General features: G+C 41.9%; 15 protein-coding genes. 12 read left to right on the top strand and 3 right to left on the bottom strand.

The window, feature by feature from the left end; all coding sequences use genetic code 11:
* Window positions 1-2 precede the first annotated feature (2 nt).
* Window positions 3-635: a 3-hexulose-6-phosphate synthase gene (gene hxlA, locus F0342_RS17930; RefSeq protein ID WP_044339358.1), complete on the bottom strand. Its 633-nt coding sequence runs from the start codon at window positions 633-635 to the stop codon at window positions 3-5.
* 181 nt (window positions 636-816) lie between these two features.
* Between hxlA and F0342_RS17935 the strand changes: the two genes are divergently transcribed.
* Both F0342_RS17935 and F0342_RS17940 read left to right on the top strand, forming a co-directional pair.
* Window positions 817-1,182 carry a winged helix-turn-helix transcriptional regulator gene (locus F0342_RS17935; RefSeq protein WP_149157208.1) on the top strand — a complete coding sequence of 122 codons (366 nt, stop codon included), beginning with the start codon at window positions 817-819 and terminating at the stop codon, window positions 1,180-1,182.
* Between the two features lie 176 nt (window positions 1,183-1,358).
* The gene (locus tag F0342_RS17940) at window positions 1,359-2,039 is read left to right on the top strand and encodes a metal-dependent hydrolase (protein ID WP_149157209.1); all 681 of its coding nucleotides are present in this window, start codon (window positions 1,359-1,361) and stop codon (window positions 2,037-2,039) included.
* A gap of 574 nt (window positions 2,040-2,613) precedes the next feature.
* Here F0342_RS17940 and F0342_RS17945 read toward each other — a convergent pair.
* Window positions 2,614-3,264, bottom strand: a complete 651-nt coding sequence (locus tag F0342_RS17945; RefSeq protein WP_149157210.1) for a hypothetical protein — start codon at window positions 3,262-3,264, stop codon at window positions 2,614-2,616.
* A gap of 329 nt (window positions 3,265-3,593) precedes the next feature.
* Between F0342_RS17945 and F0342_RS17950 the strand changes: the two genes are divergently transcribed.
* Both F0342_RS17950 and F0342_RS17960 read left to right on the top strand, forming a co-directional pair.
* Complete coding sequence (locus F0342_RS17950; protein WP_149157211.1) at window positions 3,594-3,836, top strand: hypothetical protein; 243 nt, start codon at window positions 3,594-3,596, stop codon at window positions 3,834-3,836.
* A gap of 310 nt (window positions 3,837-4,146) precedes the next feature.
* On the top strand, window positions 4,147-5,466 hold the full coding sequence (locus F0342_RS17960; protein WP_149157213.1) for a DRTGG domain-containing protein: 1,320 nt from the start codon (window positions 4,147-4,149) through the stop codon (window positions 5,464-5,466).
* Between the two features lie 346 nt (window positions 5,467-5,812).
* Here the strand turns inward: F0342_RS17960 and F0342_RS17965 are convergent, their stop codons facing one another.
* Window positions 5,813-6,118 carry a YtpI family protein gene (locus F0342_RS17965; RefSeq protein ID WP_148970857.1) on the bottom strand — a complete coding sequence of 102 codons (306 nt, stop codon included), beginning with the start codon at window positions 6,116-6,118 and terminating at the stop codon, window positions 5,813-5,815.
* A gap of 93 nt (window positions 6,119-6,211) precedes the next feature.
* On the opposite strand from F0342_RS17965, the gene F0342_RS17970 reads away from it, so the two are divergent.
* The 8 genes from F0342_RS17970 to F0342_RS18005 all read left to right on the top strand — a co-directional run bounded on the left by F0342_RS17970 (window position 6,212) and on the right by F0342_RS18005 (window position 16,107).
* Complete coding sequence (locus F0342_RS17970; protein ID WP_149157214.1) at window positions 6,212-7,153, top strand: DHH family phosphoesterase; 942 nt, start codon at window positions 6,212-6,214, stop codon at window positions 7,151-7,153.
* Window positions 7,154-7,519: 366 nt separating this feature from the next.
* Window positions 7,520-7,771 (top strand): heterocycloanthracin/sonorensin family bacteriocin, encoded by a 252-nt coding sequence (locus F0342_RS17975; protein WP_149157215.1) that lies wholly within the window; start codon window positions 7,520-7,522, stop codon window positions 7,769-7,771.
* Window positions 7,772-7,906: 135 nt separating this feature from the next.
* Entirely contained in the window at window positions 7,907-9,808 is a 1,902-nt protein-coding gene (locus tag F0342_RS17980; RefSeq protein WP_149157216.1) for a putative thiazole-containing bacteriocin maturation protein, read from the top strand.
* Entirely contained in the window at window positions 9,808-11,754 is a 1,947-nt protein-coding gene (locus F0342_RS17985; protein ID WP_149157217.1) for a TOMM precursor leader peptide-binding protein, read from the top strand. The genes F0342_RS17980 and F0342_RS17985 overlap by 1 nt, the downstream gene beginning before the upstream one ends.
* A 20-nt stretch (window positions 11,755-11,774) precedes the next feature.
* Window positions 11,775-13,352, top strand: a complete 1,578-nt coding sequence (locus tag F0342_RS17990; RefSeq protein WP_149157218.1) for a SagB family peptide dehydrogenase — start codon at window positions 11,775-11,777, stop codon at window positions 13,350-13,352.
* 548 nt (window positions 13,353-13,900) lie between these two features.
* Complete coding sequence (locus F0342_RS17995; RefSeq protein WP_149157219.1) at window positions 13,901-14,218, top strand: antibiotic biosynthesis monooxygenase family protein; 318 nt, start codon at window positions 13,901-13,903, stop codon at window positions 14,216-14,218.
* 649 nt (window positions 14,219-14,867) lie between these two features.
* Complete coding sequence (locus F0342_RS18000; RefSeq protein WP_149157220.1) at window positions 14,868-15,620, top strand: class I SAM-dependent methyltransferase; 753 nt, start codon at window positions 14,868-14,870, stop codon at window positions 15,618-15,620.
* 124 nt (window positions 15,621-15,744) lie between these two features.
* Window positions 15,745-16,107, top strand: coding sequence for a hypothetical protein (locus F0342_RS18005; RefSeq protein WP_149157221.1), 363 nt, complete (start codon window positions 15,745-15,747; stop codon window positions 16,105-16,107).
* The last annotated feature ends 4 nt before the right edge of the window (window positions 16,108-16,111 follow it).

A 16,111-nucleotide genomic window follows, 5' to 3' on the forward strand; every position in this document is an offset into this window, starting at 1 on the left:
CATTACCCTTGGTGAATTAATTCCTGCATTTCACGTGCAGTCGCTCGTTTATCTTCTTTGCTTGTAATCCCGCCACCTACAATGATGAGGTCAGGCTGTTCTTTAATAACTTCCGGTAGTGTTTCTAATTTGATTCCACCGGCAATTGCCGTTTTGGCATTTTTCACAACGCTTTTGATCGTGTGTAGATCTTCAAAGGAATTTTTTCCTACAGCTTGCAGATCATAACCCGTGTGTACACAGATATAATCGGCACCAAGTTCGTCCAATTCTTTCGCACGGGCTGCAACGTCTTTCACCGCAATCATATCAACAAGGATTTGTTTCCCTTGTTTTCGGGCTTCTTCTACTGCGCCTTTGATTGACTCGTCTTCTGCCGTTCCAAGAATCGTAATGATGTCAGCACCCGCAGCAGAGGCTTGACTTACTTCATATCCAGCTGCATCCATAATTTTTAAGTCCGCTAATACGGTTAAGTCAGGGAATGCTGCTTTTACTTCTTTCACTGCTTTTAGGCCTTCATTGATCACCACAGGTGTACCAATTTCTACAACATCAATATACTCTTCTACCTCTTTTACTAATGCAATTGCTCCTGGAATATCCACAAGATCTAATGCTAATTGTAATTTCATTTATATTCGCTCCTTATAATAAATTTAAATTGGTTATGCTAAGTGTTGTCATGAGAATGTATTTACTCACTAGCATGCTGTTTAGTATACTCAGTATGTAAATAAATTTGAAGTACGCACTTTCATCGCATATAGTGATAAAAAGTATACTATTGGATGAAATAAAGGGGAGTTGACGTAAATGCCAAATTTAGGAGAGAAAAATTTTAATTGTGAGAAAGAATTAACGCTCGCAGTAATCGGTGGTAAATGGAAAATGTTAATTTTATGGCATCTAGGCAAGGAAGGAACGAAACGATTTGGTGAATTAAAGTCCCTTATGCCGGGAATTACCCAAAGAATGCTTGTAAACCAATTGCGCGAACTTGAAGATCATTTAATCGTACACCGAGAAGTGTATCCTGTAGTTCCACCAAAAGTTGAATACTCACTTACCGAGCATGGTGAAAGACTGTTACCGATTTTAGAGGCTATGTATGAGTGGGGCAAAGATTATGTCGAGAATGTATTGGAAAAGGAAACGGATGATCAATCAGCTGCAAAATAGAAAATCTCATTTACCAAGGGTTGACCTTGGTTTTTTTTATTACTGTTTTATATGAGTAGAGACAACAACTTAATTGCCACTTCTCGCTTATTCTTATAAAATTGGGGTATAACATATAAGTAGCATAAGAGAGTAAGAAGATAATAATAGATAAGTTTATATGGAGGAGATGCAAAATGAAGATTTCATATCATGGACATTCAGTAGTGAAGATCGAAACGAACGGTAAAACGATTTTAATCGACCCATTCATCAATGGAAATGAACTGACAGATCTTAAAGTGGATGACGAGAAACCCGATGTGATCATTCTTACACACGGTCACAACGATCACGTAGGTGACACCGTCGAGCTTGCGAAGGAGAATGATTCATTGGTAATCGCGAATCATGAATTGGCAACGTACTTAAGCTGGCAATCAGTGAAGACTCATCCGATGCATGTTGGGGGAGCGTATGAATTTGACTTCGGGAAAGTGAAATTGACACAGGCGTTCCACGGCTCAGGTCTGATTACAGAGAGCAATGAGATCATTTATATGGGTATGCCTGCTGGCGTGCTCTTGATGATTGAAGGGAAAACCATCTTCCATGCGGGGGATACCGGATTATTCTCCGATATGAAGCTGATCGGGGAGCGTCATCCGATTGATCTTGCTTTCCTTCCGATCGGAGATAATTTCACAATGGGACCTGAAGATGCGGCTACAGCAGCTAGCTTCTTAAAGGCGAAGAAAGTCGTGCCGATCCACTATGATACATTCCCGCCGATCAAACAGGATCCGCAGAAATTCATCGACTTGCTTGATGATTGTGAAGGACAGGTTATGAAGGCTGGAGACGTCATCGAATATTAATTAGTGAGAGCATTGCAAATTAAGTAGTTTAGATAATGTGGAGAAAACTTAAGACCACAGCCAAAATATTGTACGTTCCGTTTTGCAAATAACGTATTTTCAGCTTAATGACAAAAAAGTGCCGGTATTCGGCACTTTTTTGGTGTCTTTATTACTTTTTATCATATTCATTCAAAGGTACATCGCCCTTCAGAAAAAACATGGGCAAACCACCTCATTTCAGAAGAGTTAGAACATAACAAACAAGACACAACCAGGATCTACATGAAAAGCAACCCATCCAATTGATCATGAAGGATGGGTTGCTTTAATTTACTCTATAGGAGAGACATTATCAGTGTTAGGGTGAGGATATTGAAGCACTGCTTATTATTATTTAGATTTCATTAATTTTCCTTTTATGTCAATTCAAATATAATCGAAAAAACACTACAATTACAATTAGATATAATAGAGCATATACCATTCTAAATTTTATTTTATTAGAATAAAATAAATATATATATATAATTGTTAAAACTATGAAAATTAAAAGTAATATATTATCCAACATATGCTCACCACCAAATTTATTTTATCTAGACTTTACTTTATATGTCAAAGCCCAAGTCATATCAAGAATAACACCTTTTCCTTTATTATGCGACTTCATTGCCTTCCCAAGTTTTTTACAATATACCCCTGTGATACCTGCAATACCAGCTACAGGTGGTAACCAAAATAGTATAGTTGCATAATCCTGTTCAGTATCTGATGCATCTTCCAACTGTTTAATTGCTTTTTTAGCTTGTGAATCAGTATATGTTGCCCTTACTCCCCACCAATAAGTTTTAGAAGTATAACCTTTCCTAGCAGCAGCCATAAATTTATATTTATTAGTAACTGATAAATTAGTAATTGATAAATCTTCATTAACCACTACTTGTCCATTTTTTACTTGTCTGTTAATTTCTTCAAAAGATTTTTCTAAAACCGCTAATTCATTTTTTATATATACATCTTGAGGGATACTACTATCAACATACAAAAAGCCTTGATCATTTTTATGAACATAAGGCGCTACTTCAAAAATAACTTCTGAAGCATCTTCAGCTAATGAAGCTACCGGTAATCCTGTAATCTCGTTTGATATATTTTCATTTGCATGAGCGATATTCGATAAAAATCCACTTGAGAATCCTAAAGTTAATATTGTTGTTGCTCCTAAAATAAGTGCCTTTTTCATTTTACATTACACCCTTTTACAAAAAATAGTATTTTCTTCCGGAAGGATTATATATTACCATATTAATAATCAAATAATATAAAAATTATCCTTAAATAATCCTTAAGTTTATTTTATTACATAATCTTAAAAGCCCTTGATACATCAACAAAAACACCCATTTGATTTAATGAGCTAATAGGTATGCTAATTCATATGCCATATACAATGATTCTCCACAAAAACTTAACTACTTAGGTGCAAATTCATTGTCCTTTTTCTCACGTTTATACAACATCCTTCACGCACTCGCATATACATGATACAAGCCTAGAGAGGAGGAAGAACGTGTGAAACAACGATACATTCTCTGTTTACTATTCACAGGGGCCCTAATATATTATGGAGCTCCCCGCATATCCATTTTTGCAGAAGGTCTTCAAGGCACCTTCGCCATCGGCTGGCTTGTACTTGCAACCTTTGTGGTAGCCGGAAACCTCGCAGCCCTTCTTTACACACCTAAAGGAATAAGTAAGGGCAAGAAGTTGAAATCGAAACCGGTGCGGAAAGTGAGATCGAGATCATTTGGATAAGTGTTTTTAATAGTTATCGATTGAGTATAAGCAAACCCTTAAAGTTGATTGGAGCGGAAGGTGCTCGACTCCTGCGGGAATAGCTGGACAGGTGAGACCCCGGAAGCGCAGCTGAGGAGGCTCACCGCCAGCCCCGCGGAAAGCGAGCACCTGGAGCGGAAATCAACCAGCACTCTCTCCGTACAAAAGCATCAAAGTTCTCCAAATCAGGGGGCTTACACCAATGTAAGCCCCGATTAAATTGAAACACCACGCTTTTCACATTATAATAAACATATGAAGCAGGACGTTATAAAGAAGGGTGAAAAGCTTGGCTACTAAACACGAACAAATAATAGACTACATAGATACTTTGCCAGTCGGTGAAAAAATCTCTGTTCGCCAAATTGCAAAAGCACTGAACGTGAGCGAAGGAACCGCGTACAGGGCGATTAAAGATGCGGAAACTAAAGGATATGTCAGCACCATCGAACGCGTCGGTACCATCCGGATCGAACAAAAGAAGAAAGACAACATCGAAAAGCTCACCTATGCAGAAGTGGTCAATATCATTGATGGACAAGTATTGGGTGGAAGAACGGGATTACATAAAATGCTCAATAAGTTCGTCATTGGAGCGATGAAGCTTGAAGCCATGATGAGATACACGGAAGCGGGGAACCTGTTGATCATCGGGAACCGGACCCAGGCCCACGAGCACGCACTACGAGCCGGGGCTGCCGTACTGATCACCGGTGGATTCGATACAGAAGATCATGTCAAGAAGCTTGCAGATGAGCTCGAACTCCCGATCATTTCTACTTCCTACGACACGTTTACAGTGGCGACCATGATCAACCGGGCAATTTATGATCAGCTCATCAAAAAGGAAATCGTATTGGTAGAAGATATTTTAACAAAAGCGGATGACACGGCATACTTGCATATAAACGATACGTTGGAGGAATGGTTCGAAAAAAATCAATATACATTCCACAGCCGTTTCCCGGTGGTCGATAACAATCTGAAAGTGCATGGTATGGTCACCTCGAAAGACGTCATGGGGCAGGAAAAGTATACGGGAATCGATAAGATCATGACCAAACAACCGATCACCGTCAGCCCGAATACAAGCGTTGCTTCAGCCGCCCATATCATGATCTGGGAAGGGATCGAATTACTTCCCGTGGTCAATGAACAAAACAGGCTCCAGGGAATCATCAGCCGTCAGGACGTATTAAAGGCCCTGCAAATGATTCAAAGGCAGCCACAGGTTGGGGAAACGATTGATGATCTGATTAGTAATGGAGTAGAAGCAGCAGCTGAGAAAAAAGGCGATAAAGAAGTCTACCTTTTTGCGGTGACTCCTCAGATGACCACTGGAATTGGTACGATCTCGTATGGCGTATTCACTACATTAATGACAGAAGCGGCCAATCGAGCATTGAAGCCCTACAAAAAAGGCGATATTGTCATCGAAAACATGACCATCTATTTCATCAAACCTGTTCAAATGGAGAGCATGCTTGAAATTCACCCGAAAGTGCTCGACGTCGGAAGAAAATTTGGTAAAGTGGATGTAGAAGTATATAGTGAAGGTGTATTGGTGGGGAAATCCCTGATGATTTGCCAGCTGATTGATCGTCATTAGGGTTTTTTCTGAATAAGTGGGATCACTTGTAGAATTTTCGACAAAAGGTTCATAAAAATGAATTTCCGGATCATAAGTTGCCGAAACTGGATCATAAATCTGGAAAGAGGATCATAAGTAACGAAACCCGGTTCATAAATCCCGAAAGAGGGTCATAAGTAGCCAAAACCGGTTCAGGAAAGTTGAAGAATGACCGCTTTTTCATCCATAGGCTACTTAAAAGGTCATCTTTCACCTGATAATTGAACAAAACGATGCTATTTTACCTGAAAAAATAATTAAATCAATCCACCGACTAAGAAATCAGAAAAAAAAGACCGGATAAGCATCCAGTCTATTGTCGCATTTATTGGTTATCCAGTTCTTTCGCTTCTCTTTGAGCATAAGGAAGCACGTGCTTGTACAGCTTATACCCTGCCCAGCAGCTTCCAAGTCCAATCAGGATGAAAAGACCGCCGATAAAATACGTCAGCGTTCCAGGGAATAAAAACAGCTGATTGATCCCAAACAGGGCAACAAATAGCCCTAGGGCAATGCTTGCCTTCGCCGATAACCATTTCTTTTCCATTGGTCGATTCGTTCGAACCTGTCTGATTTTATAAAAGACATAAAACGTGAATGTTACGACAATCAGTAGTGCGAGAAAATACATAGTTTTGTCCTCCATCGTTGACTTCTCTCGCTACTATTTTACAGATATCAGGACAGATTGCCAAATAAAAAATCCACTCCAAAGGAGATTCCCATGAAAGAACAAATACTGGACCTCATCAAACAATATGAAACCATCATCGTACATAGACATGTTCGCCCGGATCCTGACGCCTATGGTTCCCAGGGAGGACTGGTGGAAATGCTGAAAACGTCCTTCCCGGATAAAAAGATTTTTGCCGTCGGGAAAGAAGATGAAAGTCTTCATTATTTAAAACGCTTGGATGTCATTGAAGACCACGTTTTCGAAGGAGCTTTAATCATCGTTTGCGATACGGCGAATGAAGAACGTATCTGTGACCGTCGTTATAAGTTAGGGGATAAGCTCGTGAAAATCGATCATCACCCCAATGAAGATGCATACGGAGATTATTTATGGATCGATACATCCGCAAGCTCAGTAAGCGAAATGATTTATGAATTCTACTTGTTCGGTAAGGATAAAGGACTGACGTTATCTGATGAGGGCGCAAGACTTTTATTTGCCGGGATTGTGGGAGACACGGGAAGATTCCTTTATCCGAGCACAACTCAGAATACGTTTGATATCGCAGGCGAATTGATCCGCTTTGATTTTGACCGTAATGAACTATTCAATAAAATGTACGAGATCGATGCCAATGTCATCAAGCTTCACGGATTTGTCCTTCAAAACTTCGAAATGGATCAGGATGGCTGTGCAAGCATGATCATGACGAAAGAAATACTGGAGCAGCATCAGGTCATTCCTTCAGAAGCTTCTTTACTGGTCAGTACATTGGGTAACGTAAAAGGCATCAAAGCGTGGGTCTTCTTCATTGAAGAAAGTGATCAAATCAGGGTCCGTCTGCGTTCAAAAGGACCAGTCATCAACACCATCGCCAAAAAATACAACGGCGGAGGACATCCATTGGCTGCAGGGGCTTCGATTTATTCATGGGAAGAGAAAGAAGAAGTAATGAAGGATTTAAGAGAAGTGTGCAGGAATCATAGATAAGACTTAAGAGGAGCTGGTATCTGCCGGCTCCTCTATTTAATGTTCTGACAGGCACATAAGAATCGCCCCTTTCAAATTTAATAGGGGTCTGAGTGGTTCGTAAATCCTGCCAATATTATAAAAAAGTTCAAACTCCGGTCCATTGACGGGAGTATTTTTGTGTTCTTTTTTCTTTACGTCATCCCCCTATAAAATAGGCTTTTGTATCAGTCACAATACCCAGCAAGATGACATAAATTGTTTGGGAGTGTTCATATTTATAGTGAATTTACCTAAATTACAGAAATTTTTCTTGGAAAGCTCAATTGTTTTTGTTCCTTAATTGTGAGAGACATTGGGTAAACTTTTTGGGAGGTAATGAAATTGATGAATAATTTTCACAATGAACTTCAGAGTCTGAATGTAGGTGATTTCCAGGCAACACAGCCTGTTTCATGGGATCAAAACATGTATGATCCTAATGACGAACGAATTTTCCTTGGATTTGGAGGCTGTTTCGGCTTTGGATTCGCATGCTTCTTTAGTTGCTTTGGTTGTGGTGGATGCTTCCGTTGCGGAAGATGCGGCAGATGCGGAAGATGTGGCGGGTGCGGACGGTGTGGACGCTGCGGCCGTTAATCAGGTTTTAGAATATCGTTTTCAACTTGATCCCTGTATGAGTCAGTGCAGGGGTCTTTTTTTATACATAAGGGACAAAGTGAGACTCATACGATGATAATGATAGTCATATTAGCGGGTGTAAGGAGGAGCGCTATGGCAAAATTGGACCCTTCTATGCGTTTAAAAGTAAAGAGGGATACGTTTTATCTCCCTGAACCAAACAGCGGTGTTTTCTTTAGGAATAACCAATGCTCTTTCCGCATGGAGGGAAGTGGAATTGATCAATGGGTTGAGAAGCTGCTTCCGATGTTCAATGGGGAGTACTCCCTTGAGTATTTGACGAACGGACTGCCAGTCCCTTATAAAAACAGGGTCATGGAAATGGCAGAGGTTTTGCATAAAAACGGGTTTGTTCGGGACGTGAGCAGGGATCTGCCACACCAGCTTCCCCAACATGCATTGAAAAAATTCGCATCACAGATCGAATTTGTCGACAGTTTGGCAGGTTCGGGAGCTTCAAGGTTTGAAACCTACCGCGGGGCCAATGTCCTGGCAGTGGGGTCTGGACATTTTCTGACTTCACTCGTTTCATCGTTGGTTGAATCTGGAATGGCTAAGCTGCAGGTGCTCTTGACCGATGAGGTACCGACGAATAGAGGCCGGCTGTTGGAACTTGTGGAACATGCACGTAAAACAGATCCGGAAGTAGAACTCCTGGAAGTCGGATTCAGTGAAGACGGATGGCGGGAGACCCTGAAGCCTTTCGATTCCATTTTATACGTAAGTCAAAAGGGAAACACTGAGGAATTGGATCTCCTCCATGCCATTTGCAAGACAGATAAGAAGCTGTTTATTCCGGCGATTTGTCACGGGCAGAAAGGAATCGCAGGACCCATCATCCATCCTGATTCCGAGGCTGGATGGGAATCTGCATGGAGGCGCATCCACACTACTGCCTTACGAAACGAAAATCAGGTTTCGATCGAATCGGCGATTCCTGGAGCGATGCTTGCGAACATGGTCGTCTTTGAAGTATTCAAAGAGATAACGGGAGTGTCAAAATCTAATCAGAGAAATCGAATCTTTCTGCTGGATACAGAAACGCTTGAAGGAAGCTGGCATTCCTTTTTACCCCATCCATTGGAGACTGGACATTTAGCAGCTGAAGCGGTTCAGAATGTGGAAACACGGATAGAACAGGTTTCAGAAAGATCTGACCCTGAAAAAGTGTTGTATCTCTTTACTCTGCTGACGTCAAAAGAGACGGGGGTTTTTCATGTGTGGGAGGAAGGCGATACGAGGCAGCTGCCCTTGGCTCAATGCCGTGTCCAGCCGGTCGATGTCCTGTCCGAGGGCACTGCAGAACTGATGGATGAGGTGATCTGCAGCGGCTTGACCCATGAAGAAGCACGCCGGGAAGCCGGGATAAGAGGAATAGAGAGATACGCTTCAAGGTTGGCCAGTTTGATCGTTCCTCATGAGACTGGTGAATATATGGCCACCTGCGCAGGAGCGACGTTTGCAGAATGCGTCGGCCGCGGTCTTCGTGATTGTTTGACTGATGAACTGAGGGAAAGAGAATCTGTTCAAAGTAGCACGATTTACCGTCTTGAGTTGGATAGGGTTGAGGATGAAACATGCCGATTTTATTTACAGGCACTGACCACCATGCAAGGATTTCCGGAAATTGGAATAGGGGAGGATTTGGCTGGATTTCCTGTCGTCTATGTTCGTGGAAGGAATGGCTGGTATGGAAATACCGATTTAACGATCACCATGGCACTGAGGAACTCTCTGCAGCATGCGCTCTTTCAAGCTCAGAACGATACGGAGGCTTTCAACGCAAATCCTGTTGTCGTTGCGTTAGAGCAAGAAAAGGCAGAGAGAATCACCATTCCAGCTAATGAAGACACGACCCAGCCCCTGAAAGAAGCAATCGAAACCTTGAAAAGGAATCATAAGCAGGTAGTCGTGTATGAACTGAATATGGAGCCCGTTTTTAAACAGGAGCTTGCAGGCGTGTTTGGAGTGGTGCTACGAGAGGAGGAAACCTAATGAATTCTTTCGTGGTGATTGTGGGGGATGGGCTGCTAGCGGACCTTGTTTGTGCGCAAATTTCAGTCCGCTACCCCGTTTTCCGGCAAAAAAACGTTGAAAAAAAGTTCCCGGCGCAGACAGATTTGGTGCTGACCTTGGATGATACATGGAATCCGGCTGTACATCAAATGGCAGAAGAAGTGATGAGGCAGTCGTCTATCCCATGGCTGAGAGGCTTCGTTTCGTTTGGGGAGGGAATCATCGGCCCATTGGTTCGTCCGAACACACCAGGATGCTCACAATGTGCTGATTTGAGACGTCTCCTCGGAGGAAAGGAACGGAATGAGATGCGGGAGGTACAGGAAAAACTCGCTGAAGACGGTGGAATCACGAAAGACCCATGGGCTTCGAATACCGGTTTAGTGCACATGACCCACATCATCGCAGCAGAAGTTGGCCGGGTCCTTGAAGGTGCAAAGCCACACTCCCAAGGACGGGTATGTTTAACCGACTTAAAAACATTGAACAGCTCCTGGCACTCCTTCGTTCCCGACTCACTATGCCAGAATTGCAGCCGGGTTCCGGACGATTCGCCAGAGTTAGCCCATGTGTCCCTCAAGCCCAGCCCGAAGATCCATGCCGGCAGTTTCCGCTGTACTCCCCTGGATGAACTGAAAAACGTCCTGATAAAAGACTATCTGGATAATCGGACCGGACTCTTCAACAGCAAAATGTATGACCTGGTGACGCCATTTGCAGATGCGAGTGTCAATATGCCGATGTTCTCTGGAGATGAAGGGACGGCTGGACGGACTCAAGTCTACTCAGATAGCGAGCTGACAGCTATTCTTGAAGGATTGGAGCGCCACTGCGGTTTAGAGCCCCGCGGCAAACGGACAGTCGTCCATGATAGCTACCGACAGTTGGCGGAACATGCTCTTAATCCCCTAAAGGTCGGCGTGCACACTGACGAGCAGTACGCCATGCCAGGTTTTCCATTTGAAAAGTTTGACCCTGACCGGGCAATGGACTGGGTTTGGGGTTATTCACTCATCGATGAGCGGCCGATTCTCGTCCCTGAGCTCCTTGCCTATTACAGTCTGGGCTGCAGCTCAGCCGGTTTTGTTTATGAAACGTCCAATGGCTGTGCACTTGGAGGAAGCAGGGAGGAAGCGATTTTTTACGGAATCATGGAGGTAGTCGAACGGGATTCGTTCCTTTTGACCTGGTATGCCGAGCTCAACCTGCCGCGTCTTGATCCTCTTACATCAGAGGACGAGGAGCTGCAGTTAATGATAGAACGGATGCGGGCGGTCGCTGGGTATGATCTATATTTATATAACTCTACCATGGAGCACGGAATTCCAAGCGTCTTTGCGATGGCCAAGAACAGGAAGGATAAAGGATTGAATCTGATCCTCGCGGCAGGTGCCCATCTGGATCCTGTAAGAGCGGCAAAAAGCGCGATACAGGAGCTCGCCGGGATGATGCTGAATCTGGATGAAAAATTGGAGAAGAACAAGGAGAATTATGAAAAAATGCTTGACGATGATTCTCTCGTAGGGCAGATGGATGATCACGGAATGCTGTATGGACTGCCCCAGGCCGAGGAACGTTTCACGTTTTTACAGGATGACAGCCGGCCTTTCCGAAGTTTCCAGGAGGAATTCAACTGGAGGTCTGATCACAGTGATCTTACGGATGACCTGAAGGATATTCTTGAAAGTTTCCGAAACCGGAACCTAGATGTCATTGTCGTTGATCAAACCGCCCCTGAACTGGAACAGAACGGACTATACTGCGTGAAAGTCTTGATTCCCGGCATGCTTCCCATGACATTCGGGCATCATCTCACCCGTCTGACAGGATTGGAAAGAGTCCTTAACGTCCCGGCGGAACTGGGATATGCCGACCGTCCATTGACATATGAGCAGCTCAATCAAAAACCGCATCCGTTTCCTTAAGGTACTAGGAGGTAAGGAGGATGAGTCTGGAAGAATTTTTACACAATCTGCAATTTAATATCAATCGGGCCAATCAGCCAAACTGGGAAGTGGACTGGGAGGATGCCCCTCTTCCCTATAAGCTTTACCGGGGGCTGCGGGTTGTGCCATTGTCTCTAGAAGTGCCGGTGTCACTTACCGAGAGCCAGCCGCCGTCAGAACCCAATTTAGAAAGAATCGGGCATTTTCTCTGGTATGTCTATGGCATCACCGGGGTAAGCCAGTCAGTGGATCCTGATGACTCTCAGTATCAGGAGTCTTACCCCATCCACTCCTATCGGCGGTTTGCTCCATCAGGAGGGGCGCTTTATCCGAATGAACTATATATCTATTTAAAGTTGGATGATTTGCCCGATGGAATCTACCATTATGATGTCGCCCACCATCGCCTCGTCTTACTCCGGGAAGGAAATGTCGATTCGTACTTAGAACGGGCACTCGGCAATCGTTGCGAGATCTCAAAGTGTTTTGGCACAGCCTTTGTTTCCACAAGATTTTGGAAAAACTTCTTTAAATACAATAACTTTTCCTATCGGCTGCAGGGGTTGGATGCCGGGGTTCTGATGGGGCAGCTGTTGGAGACGTCCAAACGGTTTGGATTCGAGTCAGGGGTGTATGTTCAATTTCTGGACTCAGTGATCAATCGTTTACTTGGACTGACCGAGGAAGAGGAAAGCGTCTATACCGTCATCCCACTTTCGGTTGCTGTAACCAATTGGGTTGGAAACGGAAGGGGAAAGGAACGGACTTTCACCGCTGACGAAATATGCCGGGAGATACCTGCTATTTCTGTGGAACTCTACGAAAAGTCTGAAAGAATTAGAGAGTTTCCTATGTTACTGGCAGCGAATGAAGCTTCTAAAATTGATTCAACAGGCGATTTTCAGAAACTCGGAAAACAACCGGCTTTTAGAACCGGAGGAAACGAAATCCATTTGCCGGAGATGGAGCCCTTTACCTATGATTTTGTTGAGATTTGCAATAACCGTTATTCCCCCGAAATGGATTTTGTCATGGGGAAGGTCAGTCAGCAGAGGCTTTCGACTATATTGAAAAAAGCCACTCAGTCCTACTCTTTTCGAAGTGACATCGACGAAGTTCCTTACGCCAATGAATCCGGTGTTTCGATTTTTGGCTGTTTCTATAATGTGGAAGGCGTACCGAATGGTGCATACGCATATGACAGTTGCCGCCATTCATTACGGGAAATCAGCACAGGAGATTATCGTCTTCAGCTTCAATCAGGTCTGTCCCTGGATAATGTCAATTTGCTTCAAGTACCGTTGTGCCTTCATATTATTGGCAACAAAGATTACTATCAAGACACCTTGGGATACAGAGGCTACAGGATCATGCAAATGGAAGCCGGAATGCTTGTACAGCGCTTGCTTTTGGCTTCGTCTGCCGACGGGTTTGGCGGACACCCGCTGCTTGGGTTTGATACGGTGTTGACGGATGGAATTTACGAACTAGATTCAGAGGGCCAAACAACCTTGATTCAAATACCGATCGGACCTTTTCGGGATCGGGCTTGGATGAGAGGGAGTTTGCTAAGTTGAAAATGAGTAAGGAGAATAAGGGGAGTAAATCTGTTTGTAGTGGATTTGCATCTCCTTTTTTCTTTGGCAGTAAAGCATGAGCGGTTTCCTCTCTATCCGAAAAGTAAAATGGGGACCATCCTCAGTCAGCTAAAAAAATGCCCTCATGATTTTAATGATGGCTAATTGCTTACACGCATATTTCACAAAAGTGGAAGAGTTGGCAGCCTACGATTTCCACCGGATGCCGAAAGCTCCCTATGATGAGCCGGTTATATGATGTATTGAAGTTAGCAATATGCTGTTCAGAGGAACAGTAGGAGATATCGCCCCTTTCAGAATGAAATGAGGCGATGTTTTTTTGATGGTTATTCAGTTAAAGGGCCACAATAATTGAATAATGATTATCAAGCTTATGTATTGTAGAACAATGCATATTTCATTCTTTAGAATGAAAAAAGTTACAGCGTTTGCCCGAAGTAACAAGTACATTTAATTAATAAACTGAGGATATCAAATTAATAAATTGAGACTTTTTAAAAACAATTTAATTCAAGGAGGTTATTTAAATGAAATCTAATAATTCAATAGTGTGGATTAATGTATTTACTGCGAAACTAGGCAAACTAGATGAATTGGTCAATATCCAAGCTGAAGAATTACTTAACTTTAAGGATAATGGTGTTCCTGGTTGGATTAGTAGTCGTTGGCATCGTTCTGTAGATAGTAACAAAGCAATTATGATAACTACCTTTGAGAGTATTGAATTTCATAAAAGTTGGTTAGAAAAAACTGACTTCTCGGAACACCTAAACAAAATTAAACATTTAATTGAAGGAGCAGAAGGTGGGTACTACACGTTGGTGGCAAGCATTGACAACTTGTAAATCGCTAACTTCTAAACATAAAAAGGGAACTTCTTATGCCCCTCAAACTAAGTGTAGGAGTTATTCAAGTAAAGGGCGCGATTATTTAACATCGCGCTTTTTTTGCGGAATAAAATCATTGTAAGATTAAATGTTTTTGAAATAATTGGTATTAAGTTGAAGGGCAGGATAACGAAATAAGATTAAACAAGATATTAAAGTTTTGATATAGAATTTATGGGTTAACTTGGCGTTATAAGGGGTGAAATAACTTGGAATTTTTATTTACAGTAGGAATTATTATAGGTATAGGTATTCTTATTTTCTTCCTTGCTTACATAAATGTTACAAGGAAGAACTTAAAAGATAAAAAGAATGATACATAAAAGGTGGATTACTACTAGGAATTGTTGAGTTAAGAAATACATTACTGGAATAATGGTAATGCAATCTTCTTATTCAAGTAACGGTGGCGTTTGCTGAAGATCGAGCACCTGGTCTTCGGAGTTTTTTTTCAACTATAGGTCAACCAGAAAAACAATAAATCTGGTTGAGCTTATAATACGAAAGGGCAGGTTAGTTGAATAAGAAAAATTTTTAACTTGTTCCACAAGTGGGCCATATTGTTGAAAAATACAACTATGGCATCATTAACCAAGGAGGGAGATAAGTGAAACAAAATATTTACGACAATCCAAATTTTTTCAAAATCTACACAACCTTACGTGAAAGTGAAATCACCGCTAATGACTTCATAGAACAGCCAGCAATCAAATCATTAATTCCGTGTTTGAAAGGAAAATCAGTATTAGACTTGGGTTGCGGTGATGGTCATTTTTCAAAGTATTGTAAAGAAAACGGTGCGAAAAACGTAATAGGTGTAGACATCTCAAAGAATATGATTGAACGGGCTAAAAAGTTATACCAAGATGATAACATAGAATTTATGTGTCTACCTATGGAGGATTTGGGACTAACCAATCAAAAATTCGATCTAATCATAAGTTCTCTCTCTATACATTACATTGAAGATTACCCGGCATTGATTCAAAAAATTAATAGTCTGTTAAATAACAGCGGGGAATTTATCTTTTCAACGGTACATCCGATAGCAACAGCTCGAAAGGGAAGCGATCACTGGATAAAAACTGAAGATGGTCATAAATTACACTGGGCATTAGATAATTATCAAGAAGAAGGATTCAGAGAACACGACTGGTTTGGTGAATATAGTGTGGTTATTTATCATAGAACCATTTCTACCTTAGTAAATACTTTGATTGAACACGGGTTTTCGCTGGATAAGATGATCGAACCAGAATCAACTTTGACAGGAATAGAGAAAATGCCGGAATTAATAAATGAAAAGCGTAGACCATCTTTTATTATTATTAAGTCAAAAAAACAAAATAATATCTATTAACATTTACCAAAATCGGGCGCTTTTCTATGAATAAGAAGCGTCTTATTTGTCCCTACGATGGGTGATTTAATTTTGTTAAGTTGTGAATTTTATCACTTAAACTAGCGGTAGTAGTAATACGTGGGTGTTGGAGAAAGATAGATTAGATGAAGTGGGAAGTGTAAAGAACTATGTAGAGGAACTACAAAATGAATACACAGATTTTCGAGGGTTCAGAGTCTTTATTATATCAGAAGGTAAGGAAATGGTGGTTGTTTCAATAGGTACAAGTGACCAGACTCTGGAATTTAAAGAAGCAGATGTTTCCAATAACAGCATATCGATAACTGTTGAAGAAGAAAGTACGGAGACGGACGAAAAAAATTCCTATATCCTGATAGGAATAGATCAGATTAAGGTAGAATTTTCTGTGGTTAATGAGAATGGGGAAAATATAAAGAATATGAATAACTCAACCTCGGCACTCTTCAACGAGGGCAAGAGCTGAAGAT

Source organism: Bacillus sp. CH30_1T (genome assembly GCF_008364765.1).
In the GTDB taxonomy this organism is placed as follows: Bacteria; Bacillota; Bacilli; order Bacillales; family Bacillaceae_B; genus Rossellomorea.